The 23,642-nt window shown below is 43.6% G+C and carries 18 protein-coding genes; 6 read left to right on the forward strand and 12 right to left on the reverse strand.

All coding sequences use genetic code 11. The annotated features are described in order from the left end of the window. Positions 1-65 precede the first annotated feature (65 nt). From ZX61_RS18015 to ZX61_RS18025, 3 genes are all read right to left on the reverse strand, one after another. Positions 66-695, reverse strand: a complete 630-nt coding sequence (locus ZX61_RS18015; RefSeq protein ID WP_049846313.1) for a disulfide bond formation protein DsbA — start codon at positions 693-695, stop codon at positions 66-68. A gap of 86 nt (positions 696-781) precedes the next feature. After that, the gene (locus ZX61_RS18020; RefSeq protein WP_049845983.1) at positions 782-1,786 is read right to left on the reverse strand and encodes a YadA C-terminal domain-containing protein; all 1,005 of its coding nucleotides are present in this window, start codon (positions 1,784-1,786) and stop codon (positions 782-784) included. Positions 1,787-1,870: 84 nt separating this feature from the next. Continuing rightward, on the reverse strand, positions 1,871-2,707 hold the full coding sequence (locus ZX61_RS18025) for a hypothetical protein (RefSeq protein ID WP_049845984.1): 837 nt from the start codon (positions 2,705-2,707) through the stop codon (positions 1,871-1,873). Between the two features lie 754 nt (positions 2,708-3,461). Between ZX61_RS18025 and ZX61_RS18030 the strand changes: the two genes are divergently transcribed. The 3 genes from ZX61_RS18030 to ZX61_RS18040 all read left to right on the forward strand — a co-directional run bounded on the left by ZX61_RS18030 (position 3,462) and on the right by ZX61_RS18040 (position 6,579). Continuing rightward, complete coding sequence (locus ZX61_RS18030) at positions 3,462-4,460, forward strand: ABC transporter substrate-binding protein (protein ID WP_049845985.1); 999 nt, start codon at positions 3,462-3,464, stop codon at positions 4,458-4,460. A 3-nt stretch (positions 4,461-4,463) separates the two neighbouring features. Beyond that, positions 4,464-5,834 (forward strand): diguanylate cyclase domain-containing protein, encoded by a 1,371-nt coding sequence (locus ZX61_RS18035; RefSeq protein WP_049845986.1) that lies wholly within the window; start codon positions 4,464-4,466, stop codon positions 5,832-5,834. 136 nt (positions 5,835-5,970) lie between these two features. Continuing rightward, entirely contained in the window at positions 5,971-6,579 is a 609-nt protein-coding gene (locus ZX61_RS18040) for a YitT family protein (RefSeq protein WP_049845987.1), read from the forward strand. Positions 6,580-6,623: 44 nt separating this feature from the next. Here the strand turns inward: ZX61_RS18040 and ZX61_RS18045 are convergent, their stop codons facing one another. Together ZX61_RS18045 and ZX61_RS18050 are read right to left on the reverse strand one after the other, a co-directional pair. After that, positions 6,624-7,130 (reverse strand): flavodoxin family protein, encoded by a 507-nt coding sequence (locus ZX61_RS18045; protein WP_049845988.1) that lies wholly within the window; start codon positions 7,128-7,130, stop codon positions 6,624-6,626. Between the two features lie 78 nt (positions 7,131-7,208). After that, a complete protein-coding gene (locus ZX61_RS18050; RefSeq protein WP_049845989.1) occupies positions 7,209-7,685 on the reverse strand; it encodes an HAD family hydrolase in 477 nt (158 codons plus the stop codon). A gap of 335 nt (positions 7,686-8,020) precedes the next feature. Here ZX61_RS18050 and ZX61_RS18055 point away from each other — a divergent pair, with 335 nt between their 5' ends. Together ZX61_RS18055 and ZX61_RS18060 are read left to right on the forward strand one after the other, a co-directional pair. Further along, positions 8,021-9,166: an efflux RND transporter periplasmic adaptor subunit gene (locus ZX61_RS18055; RefSeq protein WP_049845990.1), complete on the forward strand. Its 1,146-nt coding sequence runs from the start codon at positions 8,021-8,023 to the stop codon at positions 9,164-9,166. A gap of 9 nt (positions 9,167-9,175) precedes the next feature. Beyond that, entirely contained in the window at positions 9,176-12,301 is a 3,126-nt protein-coding gene (locus ZX61_RS18060) for an efflux RND transporter permease subunit (RefSeq protein ID WP_049845991.1), read from the forward strand. A gap of 34 nt (positions 12,302-12,335) precedes the next feature. On the opposite strand, the gene ZX61_RS18065 is transcribed toward ZX61_RS18060, so the two are convergent. The 3 genes from ZX61_RS18065 to ZX61_RS18075 are packed head-to-tail and all read right to left on the reverse strand — an operon-like array spanning position 12,336 to position 17,406. Then, positions 12,336-15,437: an efflux RND transporter permease subunit gene (locus ZX61_RS18065; protein ID WP_049845992.1), complete on the reverse strand. Its 3,102-nt coding sequence runs from the start codon at positions 15,435-15,437 to the stop codon at positions 12,336-12,338. Next, positions 15,434-16,750: an efflux RND transporter periplasmic adaptor subunit gene (locus tag ZX61_RS18070; RefSeq protein ID WP_049845993.1), complete on the reverse strand. Its 1,317-nt coding sequence runs from the start codon at positions 16,748-16,750 to the stop codon at positions 15,434-15,436. Before ZX61_RS18070 ends, ZX61_RS18065 begins: the two co-directional genes overlap by 4 nt. A gap of 2 nt (positions 16,751-16,752) precedes the next feature. Beyond that, positions 16,753-17,406, reverse strand: coding sequence for a TetR/AcrR family transcriptional regulator (locus ZX61_RS18075; RefSeq protein ID WP_049845994.1), 654 nt, complete (start codon positions 17,404-17,406; stop codon positions 16,753-16,755). Positions 17,407-17,854: 448 nt separating this feature from the next. Here ZX61_RS18075 and ZX61_RS18080 point away from each other — a divergent pair, with 448 nt between their 5' ends. After that, positions 17,855-18,244: a DUF6559 family protein gene (locus ZX61_RS18080; RefSeq protein ID WP_049845995.1), complete on the forward strand. Its 390-nt coding sequence runs from the start codon at positions 17,855-17,857 to the stop codon at positions 18,242-18,244. Positions 18,245-18,253: 9 nt separating this feature from the next. On the opposite strand, the gene ZX61_RS18085 is transcribed toward ZX61_RS18080, so the two are convergent. The 4 genes from ZX61_RS18085 to ZX61_RS18100 form a co-directional block, all read right to left on the reverse strand. Next, complete coding sequence (locus tag ZX61_RS18085) at positions 18,254-20,545, reverse strand: glycoside hydrolase (protein WP_049845996.1); 2,292 nt, start codon at positions 20,543-20,545, stop codon at positions 18,254-18,256. Positions 20,546-20,607: 62 nt separating this feature from the next. After that, entirely contained in the window at positions 20,608-21,450 is an 843-nt protein-coding gene (locus ZX61_RS18090; protein WP_049845997.1) for a DUF2861 family protein, read from the reverse strand. Then, positions 21,447-22,094, reverse strand: coding sequence for a response regulator transcription factor (locus tag ZX61_RS18095; RefSeq protein WP_049845998.1), 648 nt, complete (start codon positions 22,092-22,094; stop codon positions 21,447-21,449). The genes ZX61_RS18090 and ZX61_RS18095 overlap by 4 nt, the downstream gene beginning before the upstream one ends. Next, the gene (locus ZX61_RS18100; RefSeq protein ID WP_049845999.1) at positions 22,091-23,473 is read right to left on the reverse strand and encodes an ATP-binding protein; all 1,383 of its coding nucleotides are present in this window, start codon (positions 23,471-23,473) and stop codon (positions 22,091-22,093) included. The genes ZX61_RS18095 and ZX61_RS18100 overlap by 4 nt, the downstream gene beginning before the upstream one ends. Positions 23,474-23,642: the final 169 nt, after the last annotated feature.

Here is a 23,642-nt window from a genome sequence, read left to right on the forward strand (position 1 = left end):
CCATTCGCTGATGTCATGTGTTCCTTGCTCAGCGGATAGCTGAAGTTTACGTGCCAGCACCACAGTTACACTCCGCTTAGCTCGATAAGTAGCTGTTCGAGTTCGGAAAGGCTCATTAATGAACCTAGATTTATGCGCTTATTGCCATTAACGACAATCGTTGGGGTCGCGTTGATGTAGTATTGCTTGGTCAGCTGATCGAAATTTTCGATATCTTCACGTACATCTTCACAGCCGCTGCGAAAGTCAGACGCATCACCGCCGCAGCGCTCTATAAGATCTGCGAGATCTTCACGGTTTCTTGGCGCTTCGCTTGGGCGAACGTGAATACGCGAAATTAGCTCGTTGACATAGTCATGGCCGATCTCTTGGCGGTTGGCCGTTGCGATACTCGCCTGAATATCTTTACCTAGTGGGCCAAAATCGACCGGAACATCGACAAAGGTAATACCTGCACGCTCTGCCATTGTAAGCAAGGGTGTGTGAACAATCGCACATGGGCGACAGAATGGAGTGTAAAAGACCTTAACTTGCGGTTCTATGGTCGCTTCTTTATCAAGAGTGACATAATGAACATTCTCTTCAAAAGTATCGGCATAAGCTTTCGAGGAATGTTTCGCTACAACTGACATAACTAAAACGATACTAATTAGGTAAAAACAGGCGGTGTTTTTGACTTGCTTACTGAATTTCATAAATGACCTTTCAGGTAACAAAAAAGGCCCGTAGGCTCTTTGTCTAGGAAAAGAAGTGCCATCCATGGCACTCTAGCAGTTGCTCTTTACTTGAATGAGTATGTTAGGCCAGCTGCAGCCATAGTGTCTGCGCTCTTGTTACCTTTGTTTGATTTAGCGTAACCAAATGAACCTTTAGCCATCCACTGTTTCTCGTTACCAAATGCGTAACCCACACCCACTGCGATTGCATTAGAACCGTTGAAGTTTGCAACACCGGCACCAACACCGAAGCCATCGTGGCCGAACTGCATCTGAGTCATCGCACCAGCCATTGCTGCACCGTTGGATACACGGCCTTCAACGCTGTCGATTTTTGCGTCTAGGCGCGCAACTTCTTGCTTAAACTGTGTTTCAGCGTATGCAGCCCAATTGTTAGCGTATGCTTCAGCTTCTTCGATAGCCGTTTCAGCTTCCATCACATCGTTGTTTGGAGTCCAGTTGCTATCATCGATACGCTTTTCAGCATTGTTATTTTTAGAAGCATCGTCAGGTTTTTTAGCGTCTGAAGCATCAATATAAACATTGCCTTTATCATCTACAGCTACTTTAGAAACTTTGCGACCTTTGTCGTCACGAACGTACCCAGTACCTTCTTCGATTGTGTAACCTTTGTACTGACCTTTAGTAGCTACAAAGTGACTGCCTTCTTTGCGTAGTCCTGCACCGTTAACGATTTTAGTTGCAGTGCTGCGATCAACTGCAGCTTTAGAATCAGATCCGCCAGTAGTTACGTTAATGCTAGCAGTATGGAATTTGTCGTTAGAATCAGTTGCACGAACTTCAATTCTACCATCATTAACAACGAAACGAGCGTCTTTAAATTCGCGGTTTTCGCTAGTGAATTCAACAGCAACAGAATCTTTGTGATCTACTTTAAAAGTTCCTACTTCTTTACCTTGCTTGTCAAGAATTTTGTTTTGAACAATTGTGAAACTACCTGCTTCACGAACAAAATCAGTAGCGGTGACATCGATCGTGCCGTGGTTTTCAGCCATAGCAGCGCCAGAGAATAGAGTAGTAACAGTTAGAGCTAGAATTGTCTTTTTCATGATGTATCCAAATAAAAAATAGTAAAAATGTTAATGATTGCGTGGGTAGGTGTTTCTCCCCACGCTAGATTTCAGGAAATGGTTTTAGAAGCTGTACACAACGCCGACTTTGAATACGTTGTCGTTCTTGAACTTATCGTCAAAAGAGATATGCTTGTTGTCATTTGACGCACCACTACCTTCGATATGTGTTTGACCTTTATAGGTGTACTGAGCGTAGGGTTTTAAGTCGCCAAACGAAGTAAGAACTGCTTTTAGTTCAATCTCTTGAGATTTAGCGGTTGCATCACCGTTTCCGTTTAAACCAGCACTTTTAACCGTCAAATTTCCGTCTATATCAGCGCGCTTAACGATGTAGTTTGCTGAAAGGTCGACGGTATCCATCACGTTGTAGCCTAAAGTTAGGTCGACACGGTGAAGCTTAGATTTGTGGTTGCCGTTACCATTTGCTTTGCCTGAGTTGTCGTAAGCAGAAAACTCACCTTTGCCATCAGAAATTTCGTAGCGGTAGCGAGCGGCTGTGTATAGGCCATTGTCGAATGTGTAGCCACCCTTTAAACCGAACTTAGCAACGTTGCTGTCTTTGTATGTTGCTTCACCGTTTACACCATCTATTTCTGGAGTAGCGGTGTACTTGTACTCTTTTGAGTAACCAGACGGTACGGTTAGGTCGAAAGAAGGCATGATAAACGCCTGACCCATCTCGATTTTGTAATCCAAAGAGAAGGTCGTCTCTTTGTGGCGCTTAAGGTTTTCTGCGCCAACAATCTCGATACCACCAGCTAGTCCGCCAATCACTTGATCGTGAAATTTGAGTGTCGTTTCTTTGTTGTTGCCGTGCGAAGCTTCAAGATCGAAAGCTGCGCTTGAGAAAGAAGTTAGTGTTGCTAGAACTGCTGTTGCGACTGCTAGTTTTTTCATGTTTATACCTATGTAAAATTGATAATGAAAAAACCTTCCCTGGATAAATCAATACTGGAATAAATCCACTTTCCTGTATTAGTTTTGATTTCGAAAAAAATAATACAGTGTTAGTGTTCGTTTGTGAACCCTTTAATTGCATAAGTGATCCCTTAGGGTTTTGCTTATAGCCACTTTTTACATTTCCCTGACATTTGTCACTTTTTGGGTTTCATAAATGATTTGTCTGGGTGGGTAGTTGTTCGAAATCTGTCATTTGCCTGTTGTCGATAAAGAGGCTGTGCGTATCTTCATTGAGGTGGAGTTGGGCTTTGATTGTTAAATTCGAGTCTGGGTGCAAATTAGATGAGTACTAGTGAGCATAGCTAGATTAAGCTTTAGGTTGTTCTAGGTTCTCTTCTCCAACAACTACAACTTCGCCAGTTTCTTCATTTAGGTAAGCGCCAATTGGTTGTGGCTCAGTGATGGCAAAGTCGTAACAGATTTTCGCATCGACAATACCTGCAAGCTTATGTGATTCATCTGCTACTTAGCTAGGTAGGTTTTCTGCTAACCAGCCGCAGTGACACCACATTTAAGATTGTGACGTCTATCTGTTTCACGTTTAGATTGCGATATATGAATGTGATCTATCCCATGCTTTGATGGTATTTCGGGCAGATATTTAGACTAAGTTGAGCTGTCAGTGCCATTTTTCTAAATTATGGACTAAGTTTATATGTGCTAGGTTTCTTATGGAGCGGGTGTGTCTAGAATGCCGGTTTTCAAAAGTAAAAAATTGGCGCTTGTTGTATCTGTGTTGCTGTTGTGCACAACGGTTGTGAGCGTGATTATTGGGACTAAGTCAAAAGCAAGGCCATCGTCCTCACAAATTAAGATTGGGGTGTCATTAACACCTCTTTCTTCACCTTTCCTAATTGCGGAACAACTTGGTCTATTTAAACACTTTGATCTCGATGTCACTCTTTACCCTTGCTCAAGTGGCGTCGCATGCACGCAGTTAATGCTTGATCGTAGTGTGGATTATGCAACCGCATCAGAATCTGTTGTTATGTTTCAAAGTTTCGCAAGAGATGATGTCTCTTTACTTGTCAGTTTTGTCGAGTCAGATAATGACCTAAAACTCCTTACTCTAAACCCAGTCAATATTCAGAATGTTTCTGATTTAGATGGCAAACGAGTTGGAATAGTAAAAGGGACCGCTAGCGAGTTTTATTTTGACTCGGTGTTAATTAGCAATAGTGCTCAGCAGATAGAAATCGAAAAGATTTACTTACAGCCTCATGAGCTAGTACCAGCGCTTTTATCTTATCGTGTCGAGGCGATATCTGCTTGGGAGCCCATGGGGTTTGAGGCGGACTTATTATCAGTGGCGGAAGTATCAAACTTGGGTAATAAGGGCGTTTATCAACTTTCATATAACCTAATTACCCGAGCTCCTTACTTAGAGTTTGTGGGGGATGAGCCAGTTCGATTACTACGTGCACTTGACATGGCAATCGAATGGATAAATAACAATCCTGATAGAGCACTGAGTATCATTGCACAAAGGTTAGATATTCCTCTTAGTCAAGTTGAATGGTCTTGGGATGATTACTTGTTTCGACTGTCTCTTGGTAATTCACTGCTTTCTAACCTTCAACTACAATCTCGCTGGGCGATAGAAAATGGACTTGTCGCCAACTCCCCCCCAGATTTTCGCGAGGTATTTTATACCTATCCGTATCAACAAGCCGTGTCATTAAGGGATTGAGTGATGTTGGATTCGCTATTTAAGAAGATGTTTGTCTTATCAACAACGACCATGATTTTGACGTTGTTTATTGTAGTCTCCTTTTTCAAGATAAATGAGCAACAAAAGGTGACTAAAATTGAGCTTGATCAGATCATTGATTTGCAATTATGTGTCGATTTACTACGGAGTCAGTTGTGGGTGTTTAAGCAGTTTGGTGATGCTTCGAGCCTTGATCAAGTGGAAGTCGCTCAAGCAGAATTATCGACAAAGCTGACTGTTTATAAGGCTAGCAATATTCAGCTCGATAATATTCAGCGCATGAATCACAGCTTGCACACGTTACTGATGCAGGAAAAAGAGTTTTTTCCTGTATCTCACAGCGAAATCAATAATGAAACGGTCTTCAGTCTCAATGGACAAAGCCTTCTTCATTCTCGTTATAACATGATTATACAAAATATGACCGAAGAACTGGCTTACGTGCATCAGCGAGTGCTCAATAGAAATGCTTCCTCATTAGAAAATGTTATGTCAACCACTGCAGCGTGGCTTATCCTGTGTTCGATTTTAGTTAGCGTGACGGCGTGGTTAATTCTGTTTCGTTTTAAATCTGGAGCAGAAGCAATGAAAGCCGCCATTCTCAACTTGGCGAAAGGTCAATTAGATACCAAAGTTGAGGCGGTACAAATGGACAGTGAGTTTCGAGTTATCGCCAGTTTTTTCAACCAAATGACCGTCTCTCTATGTCGCACTACGGTGACGAAACAAGAACTAGAAGAAGAGATAATCCGCCAGACTAAACAACTGAAACATAAGCAAGAGCAATTACTGTTTTTATCTGAACATGATCCTTTAACCAATTTAATGAACAGACGTGCATTCGACAAGCAGGTTGAGTTGTCGATTGTTAAGGCGAATCGAACTGGTCATAAATTTGCGATTTTGTTTATTGACCTCGACGATTTTAAAAACGTGAATGATAGGTACGGTCATGAGGCAGGGGATTACGTTTTAGTACAAATTGCTGAGCGATTATCTGATTGCGTCCGAGAATCAGACGTTGTTGGTAGGTTAGGTGGCGACGAGTTTGTGGTGTGCTTAGATTTACTTAAAGATTTAGAAGGGGTGCCAAGTAAAATCGAGCAGATTAGTCAGGTCATCAAATCTCCGATAAAGTTTGGTGGAAACACGCTGAGTGTTGGCTCCAGTATAGGCATTGCTTGTTTCCCTGAGCAAGGGACAACAAAAGATGAGCTAATTTGTATCGCCGACAAAGCGATGTATGTGCAGAAAGAGTGTAAAGACCAAGTTCTTGTCGATGGTGACAATAATCAAATCTCAGACCATTTGAAGAATGTGGTTGAATTGTTTGCACAAGGTGATAAGCAGTAGGATAGTGTAAAAATGGATTAACACTATTAAAGTATGTGATTTATCACTAGTTCTAGACTTCTTTGTCAATAATCGACATTTTATGCAGGTTTGATTCACCCTATTTGGTGAATCGCTAAGGGATAGGAAGTCTAAAATGGATAAAGAACATAGCTTGCGCGAGAACCTGCTTGCGCTCATTCTCGGTAGTGCCTTGGTATCTTTGGGTGTTATCTTTTTCAGTAAAGTGGGGCTTCTCACTGGAGGGACTGCGGGTTTAGCGATATTTCTGACCAAAGTGAGCGACTTTAGTTTTGGGCAGATTTTTTTCGCCCTCAATTTGCCGTTTTATGTTCTGTCGGTCACTCGTATGGGGTGGCGTTTTACTCTCAATACGTTTATTGCGGTCACACTCGTATCTTTTTCGGTGGACTATTTGCATCATGTGATTGAGATTGCGCGTATTGACCCTTTTTATGCCGCTCTGCTAGGAGGGGGAATGATTGGTATCGGGATGCTGGTTATTTTCCGTCATAAGATGAGTCTTGGTGGTTTTAATATTTTGGCACTATTTCTACAAGAGCGATTTGGTATTCGTGCCGGCAAGGTTCAAATGGTACTCGATTGCACCATTGTTGTTATGTCACTATTTATTGTTGATATTTCCTTGATTCTGCTTTCAGTAATGGGCGCGGTTGCTACTAACTTGATATTGGCGATGAACCACAAGCCAGGGCGTTATCAACCCCAAGCGAAGACCGCCTAGACGATAAGAATCTATTTAGGCTTAGCTGTTGCTAAGCCTTTTGTTTACACCAAGTTTAATGCTTTGTTAAACAGCACTAAATCATCTTGATTAATGGCGTAGCCGTTGTTGCATGCAGCGTGTAAGTTTGCGGTATACTCGATGTTGAAATAGCGAAATAGACCCGTAAAAAAACTATCGAAGATTGGACAGATCTCAGATTTTCCAGAGCTGGTAATAACAAACCCGCGTTTAGATTCTAAGGCCCTCGCTTTGGGCTTTAATTCTGCTACATCTAAGAGTTCAGTCATTCGGTCGACCAAAGCTTTCATAGGAGCGGTAACCGAGTACCAATAGATAGGTGAGGCAAAAACAAGGTTGTCTGAAGCGAGCATTTTGTCAACTAAGGGGTAGAAGTCATCTGCTGGATAGTCGTTTTCGTAGCAATAAGGCGTGATGGCCAGTGAATCAATGTCAACCACTTCTACATTGTGATCGGCTTGTACATATTCGATAGTTTTCGCCGTATTGCCTTGCTTGTTCGCACTAGAGAATAATATTAATGTCTTCATTTAACAGTCCTTTTCGATAGATCATTGGGCTTGGAGAAAGGACTATAAAACCTCAACCTTACTTTAGGTAAAGGGCTTTTATTGTTCAATTGCTAACAATTGCGAAAGACGTTCAATACTAATGATATCTACAGGTAATGGTGATTGTTTTGGGTTGTAGTAAATGGCGTTCAATCCTGCTTCGAGCGCAGGAAAAATGTCTTTATCTAAGCTATCGCCAACCATAGTGATTTCAGAGGCTTTATCTCCCAATGAATCGAGTATTGCTCGATAAAACTCTGCACTGTTTTTCTCTAGACCTAAATTTGCCTTGCAGAAGTAGCCATTGATGTACGGATCAAGACCTACTCGTTCAAAGGCCTGCTGAATCTCAGCTTCAGTAGAGTCTTGGGCACTGGTGGCAACGTAAATCGTATGGTGTTGGCTTAACTGCTTCAGGGTTTGCTCAGCTTCAGCAACAGATTCGACATAAGGCCAGAGGTACATTTTTCCATTTTGTTCAGGGAAGTCAATCATGAGCGTATCGCCCCAGTCGAAGAGATATACATGGCTCATCCTAAGCCTCCTGCCTTAATATCCGATGGTTAATTCTCATTCTATATCTACTATGGCAAATTTCACCAACTATTGCATATATTTACCATGTGAATGGGCTAGGTTGATTGTTGGATTTCATAACCAATTGTAATTAAAGGGAATTATATTTGGCATCTGATTTGCTATTACATATGGCATTATAAAAGCGAATGCATTACAAGCTTGAGATAATTTATTTATATAAATTTCATCGGGCAACTGGATAGTTTCGCTCAAATTGATGTCGAAGCATCATCTGTGTGTAATGATAACGATATTAGGGTCATCAGACCCTATAACAACAAGGAATTCTCATGACGACTAAGCCGTTACGTTGGTTGGTACCTATTATTGTTTTGGGTGGTGCGTATGCTGGCTACTCAGCTATTGCATCTAGCGCCCCTGAACCTTTAGAGAACAAGCCCCCCAAAGCAGCACCAATTGTAAAAGTCTCTAAGGCGGTGTCTAGTGATCACAAAGTCGTGATTACGAGTCATGGGGAACTACAACCAGTTGAGGTGACGCAGCTCTCGGCGCAAGTATCTGGAGAGGTGGTGAGCTGGCACCCAAATTTTGTCGTTGGAGGGATTGTTAAAAGAGGAGAGGTGCTATTTCGTATTGAAAGAGATAACTATCAAGCCGCAGTCCTCCAAGCCGAGGCTCAATTAGCGAGTGCAGAAGCTGCTTTAATTGAAGAAAAAGCGAAAGCGGAAGTAGCAAAGCGACAGGCCAAGAATCTGCCACACAAACAGGTTACGGATCTTTACCTGCGCAAACCCCAGTTACTTAGCGTTCATGCACAGGTTAAATCAGCACTTGCCGCGCTCAAACGTGCTAAACGTGATTTAGCCAACTGCAAAGTGATCGCGCCTTACGACGCATTGGTGGTATCGAAAGAGATTGGGGTTGGTCAATTTATTTCAGCAGGTGCCCAAGTTGCGACGCTAAATAATGTTGAAGCGGGTGAGATTCATATTCCCATCGCTGGCTTTGACAGTGCCTTTCTTCCTCAAGACTATGCAGGGCTCCCTGCGAAAATCATTCAGCGAGGGATCGAGAATACTTTGCGAGTAGGGGTTATTGACCGGGATCTAGGTATTATCGACAGTAGTACACGAATGATCAACATGGTGGTGCGAGTGGAGAACCCTTATGCAATTGAGAGCGATAAAGCACCGATGAAGTTTGGATCTTATGTTGAGGTTCAGTTTGCGGGTAAAGAACTCAAGCATATCTATCGCCTGCCACAAGAGTTGGTCAACAACCGCCAGGTGTGGATTGTAAATGGTGAAAACCAACTAGAGCCACGTACGGTCAACGTCTTGCGCGCAGAGAAAGAGTTTATGCTGATCAATCAAGGGCTAAGCGACGAAGATAAGATTGTTTTAACCGTACCTGAGTATCCGCAAAAAGGGTTGCAGGTCGAAGTAGCACTTCAAGACAACCCATCAAGTATGTAGAGACAAATCATGGAAGAGACTAAACAGAAAGGGTTAATCGCCTATTTCGCTAACAACTCTGTTGCAGCTAATTTGCTGATGGCATTTATCTTGATTATCGGTACAGTCAGCTTCTTTTTTATCCAACGGCAGATGTTCCCCAATATTGAGGTGAACTACATCAATGTCAGCGCTCAGTATCCGGGGGCATCCCCCCAAGAGATTGAAGAAAGTATACTGATTAAATTGGAAGAATCGTTAAAAGATGTCACTGGCATCAAAAAATCGGTGTCAACAGCTTATCGAGGTAGCGGTAACATTGAGCTTGAAATCAATGTTGATGAGGATATTGATGCGGTGCTTGATAAGGTAAAGCAGAAGGTCGATTCAACGTCTAACTTTCCCGATGCTATGGAGCCAATTCAAGTCTATCAATATGAGTGGCGCCAAGATGTCATTGAAATGGCTTTGGTGGGGGACCGTTCTCTGCTTGAGCTTAAGCCCATTGCAAAACAGATAGAAGATGAACTGCTTCAACTTAATAACGTTGCATTGGTCGAACTTGGTGCTCCACAGTACGAAATTGCGGTAGAAATCGAACCGCGAGTGTTGCAAAAATACAGTTTGACCTTGAATGATGTCAGCAACGCGATTAAGCGTTACTCTGCGAACTACTCGGCCGGTGAAGTAAGAACGAATGCAGGGATGATCTCGGTTCGAATAGAGAACCAGTACTACAAAGGTGAAGAGTTCAGAGATATCCCGGTAAAAATTGGTGCTAATGGCGGTAAGGTACTGCTGCAAGATATTGCGACCATTAAAGATGGCTTCACTGAAGATGATCGCTACTTCCGTTACTCCGGGCAAAATGCGATGTATCTATCGGTGAAAGCCACCAAAGATCAAAACATGGTCACCGTTGCTGAATCGGTAAAAGCTTACATCGAACAAAAAAATCTAACTTTGCCTTCTGATCTTCAAATCAAGACCTTAGTTGATATGACGTACTACCTCAATGCACGTCTTGATATGATGCTCAAAAACTTATTGCAAGGTGCGGTTCTGGTCGCTCTTATGCTCAGTCTGTTTTTGCGCGTTAAGCTTGCAATGTGGGTGATGATAGGGCTTCCGGTTTGCTTCTTGGGGGCGGTAATGTTGATGCCAGCGATTGGTGTGAGCATTAATATCATTTCGTTATTCGCCTTTATTATGGTGCTCGGTATCGTCGTTGATGATGCGATCGTCATTGGTGAAAGCGCTTATAGTGAAATCGAGAAAAATGGGGGTGGCGTTGAGAACGTGGTTCGCGGTGTAAAACGTGTCGCGACACCCGCAACATTTGGTGTCTTGACCACGATGGCGGTGTTTGCCCCATTCTTAATGTCAAAAGGTATCGAGCGTGCGTTTTTCTTCGGTATCGCTTCTATCGTGATTCTGTGTTTATTTTTTAGTTTAATTGAGTCCAAGCTGATTTTGCCTTCGCATCTAGCCCACTCGAATTTTAAACCAGTCAAAAAAGGCAGTTGGCGAGATCGATTCAACACCCGGTTCTTTGGCTTTATCAATGGTCCTTACAAAAGCTTCATCAAGTGGTGTACTTATTGGCGCTGGAGCGTATTTGCTGGGTTTGCTGCTGTGCTTGCGATCAGTGTAGCTATGGTGATGGCGAGCTATGTCAGGATTGTACCTTCGCCAAAAGTCCCGCATGACTTTCCGAGTATCAAACTAGTCATGAATGACAATGTATCGAGCGAACAAACTATCGAGGCGTTAAAGCTTATAGAGGCGACTGTGCTGACGATTGACGCTGAGGTCGAGCAAGAAACAGGTCAGAAAATGGTGCGTGATATTCTCACTTTCAGTAAAGGGAGAAAAGAAGGGCGACTTGTCATACCGCTCGTTGATGAAGAACTCAGACCGTTTAATACCTTTGAGTTAGCAAGGCGTTGGCGTGAACATATTCCAAGTATCCCCGGCCTAAAAATGCTCAATGTCTCTGACAATGTCAACGATGATGAAAAAGGTGATGAGTTTGGGTTCTTATTATACGGCTCGGATATGGAGAGCCTAAATGCAGCTGGTCGCGAGTTGATCGCCAAATTACAGCAGCAGAAAGGTTTATTTGATATCTCGTCGTCGATTGACTCTGGTAGCCAAGAAGTGCTCTTGTCTTTAGCGCCAGTGGCCTATGACCTAGGCTTGGATCTGTTCGATATTGCGACACAAGTTGGCGGCAGTTTCTACGGTGGTGAAGCACAGCGCGTATTGCGTAACGGAGAAGAAATCAAAGTCATGGTGCGCTACCCGCAGCTAACACGAGAGGCATTCTCTTCACTGCGTTATGCCATTATCACTACTCGAGAAGGCAAGAAAGTCATGCTTGGAGATGTGGTTGAAATCAACCAAAAACCAGGTGTAAGTAGTATTCGTCGCGAAGGGGGTTATCGAAGTGTTTATGTTTATGGTTCTATTGATGAAGAGTTAGTTCAGCCAAACCAAGTCGTAGAGAAAATAAACAACGAGATCATCCCTGACATTCTAGCTGGTTACACTGGCGTTAAAAGCGAATTGGGCGGATCAATTGAAGAACAGCAAGCGCAGCAAGATGAGCAAATCATCTTCTTTATTGCAGGAATGATCATTGTGTACATCCTGCTTGCCGTTCCGCTAAAAAGTTACACTCAGCCATTAATCATCATGTCGGTGATTCCATTTAGCTTAACCGGGGCAATATGGGGCCACTATTGGTTTGGGTTAGACCTAAGCATGATGTCGACGTTTGGTCTTATTGCGGCGGCAGGTGTTGTGGTAAATGACTCCTTGGTAATGACAGATTATGTCAACCAAGTGAGAGCACAAGGCGTAGCAATCAAAGAAGCGGTCATTGAAGCTGGGTGCGCGCGATTTCGAGCGATTACGTTAACATCAATCACTACCTTTGTTGGTGTACTGCCGATTATGTTCGAAACAAGCCTACAAGCTAAATTTGTTATTCCGATGGCTGTTGCGCTTGGTTTTGCCGTACTGTTTGCCACATTACTAACACTGATACTGGTGCCGTGTTTGTATCTAATGTTAGAGGATATTAAAGGGATATTTATTAAGGTAAAGGGTTTCGCAGTGCGGAAGGGATCCAATTCAGAAATGTTAAGCTAACGAGAAAGCGGGTCGAATTGACCCGCTTTACTCGCTAAATTTCCTCGTGTTTATGTACTAATCCAAAATCTGCAAGCACTGCGTAAGCGGCGGGGATCATAAACAGCACTAGTAAGGTTGAGGCGAAGATACCAAATACAATTGAGATGACTAAAGGTTGAATAACTTGAGCCTGCAAGCTAGTTTCCGTCAATAGAGGGAGTAAGCCAGCAGCGGTAGTCATTGAGGTTAGGAAAACCGCTCTAAATCGTTCTCTGCTTGCTTTCACTACTGAGTCGTGGACGCTTTCGCCTTCGTCTACGTGGTGGCGAATGTACTGAACGAGCAAGATGGAATCGTTCACCACGATGCCAGCAAGTGATACAAAGCCCATCATACTAGGCATACTCAGTGAATGACCGAGCAGAATGTGTCCCCACACAACACCAATGAACGCTAGTGGAATGGCGAGCATGACAACAAATGGTTCAAGATAGCTACGGAATTGATAACTTAGTATCGCGAATACGCCAAATAGGCCAAGTAAGAAGCCTTTCCCCATTGAGGCCCCCGTTTCTGCGGTATCTTTTGCCTCTCCTTCAAAATCAAAACGAAGTCCCGGGTATTTGGCCAATAACTTAGGTGCTTCATCGCGCTGAAATTGAGCGATAATCGCGGTTGAGTTGGCTTTAGTATTGTCGACATCTCCAAATACACTAATGGTTCTCAGGCCGTCAATACGTTGGATTCGTACGTAATTACGTTGAAAGTCTAATGTTGCTATAGTCGCAAGAGGAATCTGACTACCATCAGACATAATGATCGGGAAGTTGGCCAACTGTTGTAGATCGCCAGCTTGTACTTTATCTAAACGTACTTCAATGGAGATGTTTTCTACACCGACTTGGATTTCATCAGCGGTCTGGCCAAAGAATGCGGCGCGAAGCTGATTGGCAATAAGCTGACCATTGATGCCATAAGTTTCGGCACCAGGGCGAAGTTTGACCAGAACTTCTTCTTTGCCCATGCGCATGTCATCAAGCACACCGTGAACTCCGTCGAACTCGTTAAGGTACTGTTGAATATCAATCGAGGCTGATTTTAGTGCTGCAAGGTCGTCATGTTTGGCACGAATTTCAATTGCTCGTCCACCTGGCCCCATTGTTGGTTGTTTAAATACCAGCGAAATGGGATCGGCCAGTTCACCAATATCTGTTCGCCAGGCCGCAATAAAATCGTCGATAACAGTATTACGGCTCTCGGCACCAAGTAAGTCGAGTCTGACAGTTGCAATGTGAGGGCCAGATTCATTGGCATCGGCATTGGCATTAAACTGGCTGGTAATGTGTTGGACAAGAGGAACACCATTTTCGACACTTGCGGTCCACTCTTTATCGAGTTTTTGTGCCGACGCTACAATTTTATCGACCACCGCTTCCGTTTGAGACAAAGATGACCCAGGTGGCAAAATGATTCGAGCTTCGGCAATATCACCATCGAGATCGGGAAAAGGTTGAAACTTGAGTAGTCCGCCTGCAATCGTTGCGACCGAGATAAGCAGCAGAGCTACAACACCACCCAAGAAGGCATAACGAAACTCAACGACTTTCTCTACCGCTTTAATCAGCGTTGTGTTTCTAAAGTTCTCGAAACGGTCAAGCAGCTTCTTCTTGAACTTCGCGGGTGGTTTTTCCTTTTTCTCTTTATGCAGTGAGTGAGATAAGTGATTTGGCAGAATCAAGAAGGCTTCGACTAAGCTAAGCGTTAGAACCAAAATTAATACTTGAGGTACAGCTCTGAGCACAGCCCCCATCTCACCTTGTAAGAAGAGTAAACTACCAAAGATACAGATGGTGGTTAGGAAGGAAGAAATAACCCCGGGTAAGACTTTCTTAACGCCTTTGATTACTGCGTCATCGACGTTTTCTCCTCGATCTAGGTGAGCGGCGATTGACTCGGCGATGACGATGGCATCATCCATCATAATACCGATCGCCATAAGCAAACCAACCAGAGACATGATGTTAATCGAGAGCCCCAACTGCGCCATCAGGAACAGGCCGCCAAGAAATGCGACAGGCAATCCCGCCGCAACCCAGAACGAGTATCGCAAACTAAAGAATAGCCACATGGTCGCAAATACAAGTACGATACCTTGCCAACCGTTGCTCACCATCATGGTTAAGCGATCCCACAAAACTGACGATAGGTCGTTGGTCAGTTCTAGTTTTACACCGTCAGGTGCAATGGCTTGCTGCTCTTCGACAAATTGCGCCACACGTTCTTTAATACGTAGTGCATCATCTTCTTTGTTTTTGCTTACTTTAAGCAGAGCGGAAGGGTGCCCATCAAACAGCACTTTTTGTTCGTCAAGCTCAAAGCGATCGGTAATTGTCGCAATATCTTTGAGCCTGATCAGGGAGCCATTGGGGCCAGAACCAACAACAATACTTTCAAGCTGCTGTGGTGTTATCCGCCTTTCATCAAAGCGGATCAGAAAGTTCTTGTCTGGTGTCTCGACATTACCACTTGGCAGTTTAATATTCTGACGGCCTATCTGAGTCGCAATATCACCGACACTTAGTCCTAGCTGACGCAAGGCCCGAGAGTCCAATTCAACGCGAAACTGGTGATCGGAAAACCCCGCCACATCAACCAGTGAAACATCATAATCAAGTTTTAACGTTCGTTTAAGCTGCTCTGCATAGGCTTTTAGTTCTGGCCAAGTTGTATCGGCTGTAATGGCGACATCGACAACAGGTTCATTCCAGTCTAGTTCTTGAACAATGGGAGACTCTATCTCTTGCGGGAAGTCATTAATGGCGTTGATTTGAGTCTGGACATCGACCAGCATTCGGCTAATGTCTGCTTTCTCGTTGAGTTTGAGAATGAGTCTTGCAGAGCCTTCAATTGCTTCACATTGTGTTTCTTCGATATTAGCTAGTCCGTCGACCGAGTCTTCCATGCGAACACAAATGCTCTCTTCGACTTCTTGTGGTGAGGCGCCAGGGTATACGACACCCGCCATAATGTATGGAGGATCAAACTCCGGAAAGGTTTCTCGCTTGATATTTGGTAGCGATGTTATCCCTAATACCAGCAATCCAAGCATCAGCAGGTTGGCCGCGGTCGGGTGTTTGGCGAAGAATCGAATCATAGCGACGACTCCTCATCAGACCCATTTGCATGTTTCAATAGCATTCCATTAATTGCGGGTAACAGATCGTTAAGAATAAGCCTGTCACCTTGGTTTAGTTCCCCATCAATAATGACTTGATTATCGCGACGATATAGCACTGAAACTGGTTTGATGACGAGCTTGTTGGATTCATCCATTAAGTAAATTTTGTTGCCGTGAAGCGCCCGTTCAGGGATGACCCAGCTAGGGTTTGCTTGACCTTCGATAAATGCACGTACAAACATGCCATTAACGAGCGGAGGCACGGAGGTTGGGTTTAGATTTCGATAGTCTTGTTGAATCTCTAGAATAACCCCTGCGGTTGCTTGGTTTGGGTCGACGGTCTCGCTGATTCTACTCACTTTCGCAGGCCAACTTGCAGTCATATTACCGCTACTAAGCTCAATACTAGCGTTTATAAATGTCATATCCGGTTGTGGGATACCTGACTCATCGCGATTGAACTCTCCAATACTAGAGGCGAGGGTACGCATATCGTGAATTGATAGCTGTGCCTCTACCTCCATCACTTTCATTCCATGAGCCGTGACCATGGTTTGCTGCAAGTTAACCACCTGATTTTGTTCTATATCAACGGCAGCAATGCGTAAGTCGTAAGGGAGAACGACGATGGTTTTCTCGAGTGAGCGCTGTGCTTCTTCTACCTTGGAAGTGTTCACTTTGACCAAGGCTTCAGCAACGCGCTTTTCGTCCGGCATTAAGCCGATTTGGTTTTCTATATCGAGAACAAGCTTTCGCTGCGACAAGGTGCTTTGCTCTTGCTGATCAACATCAGACTGAGAGGTTAATCCTTTCTTACGCAGATTCTGTTTACGCTCAAGTTCTTTGTTGGCAATGGTCAGGCGATTATTTTCGATCTTTAGTGTTTGTTTTAGATTTTGTTCTTCTTGGTACAGCTTGGCTAGAGAGGTTTGGGCAGATTTGAGGTCAGCCTGAGCCTGTACCAACTTTAATTCATAGTCGAGTGGATCGATACGAAGTATTTCCGTTCCTGCTTGAAGGACTTGCCCTTTTTCCAACCGAGGGTGGCGATAAACGACTTTGCCAGTAACTTCCGCAATGGCCTTCCACTCGATTTTTGGTGCCACTTTACCAAAACCAATCGCTTGTGGAGCCATGGCTCTTAGCTCTAAAGGTATGGTTTCTACCAAGCGGGCACGGTCTCCTGCAGGTTTGATGGGAAGGTCTGGCTTCATTTTTATAGCGATCACCAATGCAACCATGCCAACCGCGAGCACTGGGAAAAATAATAGCGTTTTACTGATTTTCATGTCTATTGCTCCTGCGGTTCGTTGGTGGTTAGAAACCCATGTGTCATTAACTTGATGTTGTGCTCAATCAATTGATCCAAAAACTCTTCATTGAGTTGAATACCGTGTACGGCAAGAAGTGCTGGTGGAGCAATAAAAGGGAAGACCATTAAACTGATGTAAGAGACTTTGCAGAGTTTTGGGTTGGCATCTGGTCGTAATATATTGCCATCGTTCAACTTTTCGAACATGACCGTTTGCATCGGTTGGCTAATATCAAAGAAGACTTTTTCCAATAGTTTGCGTTGCGTATCTGACGGGTTCATATGCATGACTTGGGCGACCAAACGTGGGAAAAGTGGTACTTTGATCATTTCACGATAGTAGGTTCTCATAATATCGAGAAAGTTCTTTTGCGAACTATCTTTTAGCAAAATATCCATTTGCTTTTTCATTGGTGCAAGGGTTTCGCGCAGCATGGTTTCGAACAACCCTTCTTTGTTACCGAAGTAGTAACGAATCATGGCGACATTGACGCCAGCACGACTGGCCACAAGACGCGTTGACACTTTGTCGTAAGCCATAACAGTAAATAGTTCCCGAGCGTGTTGGATGAGCTTTTGACGAGCGTCGATGCTGTCATTGGGGCGACCCACTTTCCTTGATGTTACTGCCACGCATTTCACCTTTATAATTAAACATTTGATTAATTATAGGGTGGTTGCCAACTGTTCGATATGACATAAATTAATCAATATTTAAACAAGTGATTAATTAAGGGTGAAAGCCCCCATGTTTCGGGAAAAAGAAGACCAAGAAAGAAAAATGCCCGCATAGTGGGCAACTATGCGGGCTAAAAAGGGCAACAATTTTTGTTGTTTATTTGGAGATTGTTGGTTCAATATCCATATCCAAGCTGTTATCAAGAATCTGTGGTCTTTATCAGTTCTTTATGGCAGTGTAACCAATAGCGTTTAAAGTAACACTTTTGTCACGAATGGGTAATTAATAAAACTGCAAAGATAAATTTCAGATATGGAAGGGCCGGGCTACAGACTCTGCGCCTGATGTCACTTAAAAACGTGATATAGTGGCCGCTTCTATGCTGTAAGGGTGAATAAACATATGCCAGTTTTCAGAACGTTTTTTAAGCGTCGTGCGTTAAGAAAAATGATGACACTGATGGTTCCCGCTCTAGTGAAAGGTTATGGTTCACGAGAGTTTTATACAGTTGGTCAAGTGCATCAGGCTGCTATGCTTGTTGGAACATCGAAGCGCTACTTTCATTACAATCTTGCTTTGTTTTGCAATAAAATCGATTTAGAGCAAAGTGGTAAATTCGAGTTAAGCCAGAATAAGCTCAACGGTCTGCGTAACGAGTTAAGTGACAAAATCTTTTCTGGTGAGGATTATACAGCGTTAGACGTTATAAAATTGAATGCTCCCATAAAATGGAAAGGCGGAAGCATTCAAGATCATTTATCTAATCACCACGGTATGAACAGTCGATTCTAGGAATAGCCTTTAGTGACCTCGATAGTTGTTGTTTAGTGGTTGCCATGAGATGGGATCTGAATCTTTTAGCAGCGCCAATATCGATTGTTTCGCGATTTGGTGTTGCTTTGTTTTAAACGGCTTGCCAGAGAAGTTGGCGATGATTTTACTTCCGTCACTAAACTGTGTTTGCTGCACTTCTCCCGTGTCATCTAACCACTCGAAACTGACTAGTTGTTTGTCCCATAGTTGTTTATGAAGTGGTTTGTACCCCTGTTGATAATTTCGCAATTCGATTAAACGTGGGCTACTAGGTGACGTCACTTCATCTCGGCTTAAATGAACCATTGCTGGCACGTTATAGAGCATTGCCGTTAGGTCGCGCTCAATTTTTACATCGCTGAATTTTAGACTATCTGAATGCCAATGATGGCTGTTTATGACCTCGTCGTGAAATACGGCTTGATATAGAGGGATTCGATATTTAGGTGAAAACAGCAAAGTTTTATATGGCTCTTTTACCCGTGCTGGCTTAAAGAAGAATTCGGGTTTGTAGTCAGGGTACCAACGGCCAAGGAAATAGGGAGAGTTACGGTCTTTCTTCATTTCTTTGTCGCGCCAGCCAAATCCAACCGTTTCTAAGCCGTGCGCAAAGGCAATGCCAGATGTGGTCAGTGAGTTGCCATCTTCCGAGCCTAATACGACATCATTACCACTTACTATAGTTTGCATTCGAGTGTTGAAGCCTTCGAGCATGTTCGATTCACTAGTTGATAAATGATAGTCTTCTCTTACCATTGAAGTTGCATCAGCATCGATAAACAAGCTATCAAAGTGACCAAAGCGCAAGATATCAGCGATACGCTTTTTTACGTATTTCATTTCACAGCTTGGATTGAGGTAGTACCCGTTTCCACGAAACCCTTTCTTTTTACTGCCATCCGCTTGCTCTATCGCGCATTGGTTGCGCATTTGTTTTGGGAGTTGAGCGGTTAGCCAACCATTATTAAGTCCGCGTGGAATAGCGGTATTGTAGGAGTCATAGGTGCCAACCAGATAGCCAGCTTTTTTTGCCTGATTGACCACATTGGGTTGGTAGAATGCAGGCATCCAATTGTCAAAACCAAGCCACAGTCGGGTTAAACCAGCATCTTGCAACTGATTGACCATATCCGTTGAAATAGCTTGTCCCCATGTTGCTGGTACAGCTAAATACTGCCTTGCGTTTTTTGCGAGCCACTGCCTCTTGTTTTGTGCCGCTTTGAACTGATCTTCGATGGTATTGTTTGCCATGGTTGGTGCAGGGGCTTGAAACATTTCGTTCAGAGCTAGGTTGATAGAGTCGACCATTAACTGTTTATGGTAGCGACTAAGCCAATCTTTACCTTTAGCTAAATCTTTTAACTCTTTTCTTACAGACTTTTCGATACTAAGCTGAGATTGCTTAAATAGCCATGTGTGTAAGCCCCACCAATCGCTGACGTCTTGTACACTAATTCCATCAGAACCGAAAAGGTAAACTTGGCTCGCTCCAATGAGTTTTTCGATGTTTGGGTTTGCTTTCTTTTTTTCGGCTAAAGTTGACGTTAAGTCATTGTCTATGCGCCATTGTCGGTATTGTTTGGCGCCACTTAGCCAGTTATTTCCAATACTGACTGAAACAGTGAAGGGTTGGTTGAAGTTGAGAGTGGTAAACTGATGTGAGGCCGCCATATCTAGCTTGTTAGCCTGCTCAGAGAAGGACAGTTCGTTATTTGTCGCGGTTAAAAGGTGCCAACTGATGTAGCGTGTACCTTGTTTAGCAGTCCAAAACGGCATTTTTAGATCTTGGGTCGTATTAACACCATTCCAGCTTTCTGATAAGTATTTTATCCATGTGGAATCAGCCGTAGGAACACGCATCCCTTCACTAAAAGGCAGGTAGAGCTCATTTGTTTTGTCTTCTGGTAGGTTGAGCCAGTTCACTGTAACAGGTTGACCTCTTGTAATTGGCTGACTTTTATCATAAGTGAAAGACAAAGTAAGCGTATCAGTAAGTTTAGCGTCAACGACGATATTGCTCGGCTTTAAAACCCAACGGGAACGAGAACCTGACAAATGCTCTATTTGCTCTGCTCTCTGAGGTGACCCGTCAACAGCTAACCCGGATTGATTGACAAGCGTGTCGTTCCATTTAATAGCTAATGAGTTCGGGTTGATGGAGATCGCATCTTTGTGCTCTTTGAGGGTCACCGTATCAGCTCCCCCAATAGCGTTGGTAGAAAGAATACTACTCGTAAGCGCGGCTAACAAAGGGAAGGTTTTTGTTGGTTTGAAAAGCATATTTTACTCCTTGCTGGTTTCAATATGCTCATTAAACACCGTCGCCGTTGTTTATTTGTCACCTATTTGTCTCTATTGGGGAACGGCAAGGAAACTCGGTGAATATACTCGACCTTCACCCTAGGTTGGTATTCGTAGATTAAAACTGATGCACTGAGGTATTGAGCTTCGGGTGGAGGATTTAGTTGACCTAATTCTACTCGTTGATCTATTTCCTTAAGTGGTTTTTTTGACCCCACTTGATGATAGTTTGAATCAAACCACTGCAATCTGACAATGGGCAACGCACAGTTATTATTTAGCTTGGGAAGTTGTGTCTGTAATGCCACTGGGTTTTGGTTTTCCCGTTTAATCCAGTGGCTGCTGTCGTAAGTTGAGATAATAATAGGTGTTTCATTCTGATTGAACTTGAGAAAGTAAACACCAGCAACGGGTCGATTGATGAGTTCGCTTGTTTCCCATTCTTGGTATTGTTTGTCTGGCTCGACCGTATTCGATAAAACGGTGTTGCCTTGTGGAGACAACAACTCAAAAATGCCACTATGTCCGACTTGCTCCGTTGACAATTTGACTTGATAGCCGCTACTAGAGAAGTCAGAGCGACTGATAATCGATAGGGTAAACAGAGGACTTCCATTGTTCGGTTCAACGAAGAGGTTATGACCACACTTCGATTGGGCGAGAATCGCTTCTTTTACTGGTTGCCAATGCTTAGGTTGAATGGTGTTCTGGCTCAGCGAGAGTATCAGCTCTTGCCATGCTTGCTGTGGTTGACCATTCATTAGGGCATCTAGGGAATTCTGTATTGGTGTGTCTCGAAACCATGAAGCGTCATTTGCGCTACTACCTAAAGAAGACAACAGGACGAGAAGTAATGCGGACGTGCGCAACCTAAGACACTTCATGAATCTGCCACCAAACGATAGCCAATGCCGCGGTGAGTTTCTATCGCTAGGCACGGGATTGCATTGCGTAAGCGAAGAATGTGGTTGTCTACCGTACGAGTGGTTGGGAACGCTTGATACCCCCAAATTTTATTGAGCAACTCTTCGCGGTGGAACACGCGGCCTTGATTTTGTACCAAGAGTACCAGAAGTTGGAATTCTTTGGGTTTCAAATTAATTGGCGTCCCGTCATTGTGAATCACTCTTGTTGAAACATCTATTGATAGGGTTTTGTAATTGATGGCACTAGACCCTAGTGGCCGCAGATGAGTGACAATTCTTGCCAATAACTCCTCCTGAGCAAAAGGTTTGGTCATATAGTCTTTTGCACCGCTCATCAATCCTTCGACTCGCTGCTCTACCTCGACTTTAGCCGTTAAGACGATCACTGGTAGCGCTTTTGTTTGTAGCCAGTTAGGTAGGTGCCGAAGGCTATCACCATCTTGAAGTTGTCTGTCTAATACAACAAGATCGGCGCTAAACCAATGCTTGTTGGCTTCTTTTGCACTGGTGACCCAAGTGCATTGGTAACCATTTGATTGCAATAAGGTTTGGACTCCTTGTCCAAGGAGGTGATCGTCTTCAACTAGCAGAATCGAGTTCATAGAGGAAGCTCCAAAGTAATACGAGTTGGTCGTGTTTGCACAATGAGTTTTCCACCAATATGCGTCATCAGGTGACGGACTAAACCTAAACCAATGCCCATATTGCGTTCATTTTCTTTTTGTTTTGTTTTCCATTTATACCAACGAGGCGGAAACTGACCACAATCCGAGACGGTGACATTCAGCTTTCCATTGATTGAAACATCAACCTTTATCGGGGGGATTCCGTGTTGTTTGGCGTTAATGATTAGGTTGTTTAAACAGATACTGAGCCAATAAAAGGGCAGCTTGAGTGATTGGTCTCGGTCTAAGTTGAAGCCGACATTGTGCTCAGAGCAGATGTGTTCTAACCAGTCACTGACGTATGCTTCTTGATACATTATATCAGTATCCTTTTCAGAGTTAAGGTAGCCTTTGCTGGCTTGGGTCAGTTGAGTTAATCGCTGATAATCCTCTAGCAGTCTCCACATCGCTTGCTGAGCGTTGTCGTTGAGTTCATCAAACTCATGCTTAAACATATCAACCGTCATTCCAAGGCTAGTAATTGGTGTGCGGAGTTCATGTGTTAACAACTGCAATACAAAACGCTTATGACGATGTTGTTGACGTTTCAAGTAAAGGGTTCGAGCTAGGATCAAAGCCAGCAAGAGAGAGAGTGCAGAAGATGTAACAACCACTAGATTCGTGCTTGGTTTATATTTGGCAATGCAAAGATTGTTGTAGCGGAAATCACACTGCTGCGCATTGATTGTTAGATTTAGGTCTTGTGCTATCGGTTGCCAAATCTTGTTTGGAATCCGTTTCCATCCTAACTCTCCATTTAGCCACAAAGCGTCGGGCTCTAGCCACGCTCGATAGCCATTGAGCAAAGAGTCCCTGCCCGTATCAGACAACTGAGAAAATACCTTACGTAATGGGTGTGCAGGATTATCACCAGAAAGCAGAGTTGCTATATTGGTGTTGATTGGGTGGTCATCTGTTGGCTTAAAGTATCGGTCAGCGAAACTACCACCCGCTGGATGAAGCTTTTGGTTCTCTCCAAACCAAGCGTTTGGGATAACCTCGCTTTTGCAGAGAAGAAGTTCAAACTCAATAGCTGTTTCTAGTATCGGGCTATAATGCGTTGGTCGCTCGCACCTCTGTTTGGTTCGCGCAACTTTTTCAAGATCTTGCCAAGAGTATCGCTCGAAATTAGGGTACTGGGCGTCTGAAACAAGCAGTTCATGTGAATACTGAGCAAGTTGCTTTTGTGACAATGTCACGCTTAGCGTTGACCAACTGCGCTGGTAAAATTGCTGCCAGGCTTGCTGCGTGGAAGAGGCAAAGGTTTGGGTTGCAAACAAGCAAAGGATGAGAGCAGTAAAAGAGCGAAAGATCATCTAAAACGCATTTATGATTGAGTGAGTCACATTTCAATGGTAGCGACTTTTGAGCCAGAATTGTAACCTCAATGTCAACAAATGCGTTTCAAAGGTTCTTTAAGGGCAAGCGTGGCCTTGTATATCAAACAGAATAGGTGGTCTGTAAACATAACTGACCACCTTTAAG

Source organism: Vibrio sp. VPAP30, from assembly GCF_001188205.1.
Lineage (GTDB): Bacteria > Pseudomonadota > Gammaproteobacteria > Enterobacterales > Vibrionaceae > Vibrio > Vibrio bivalvicida.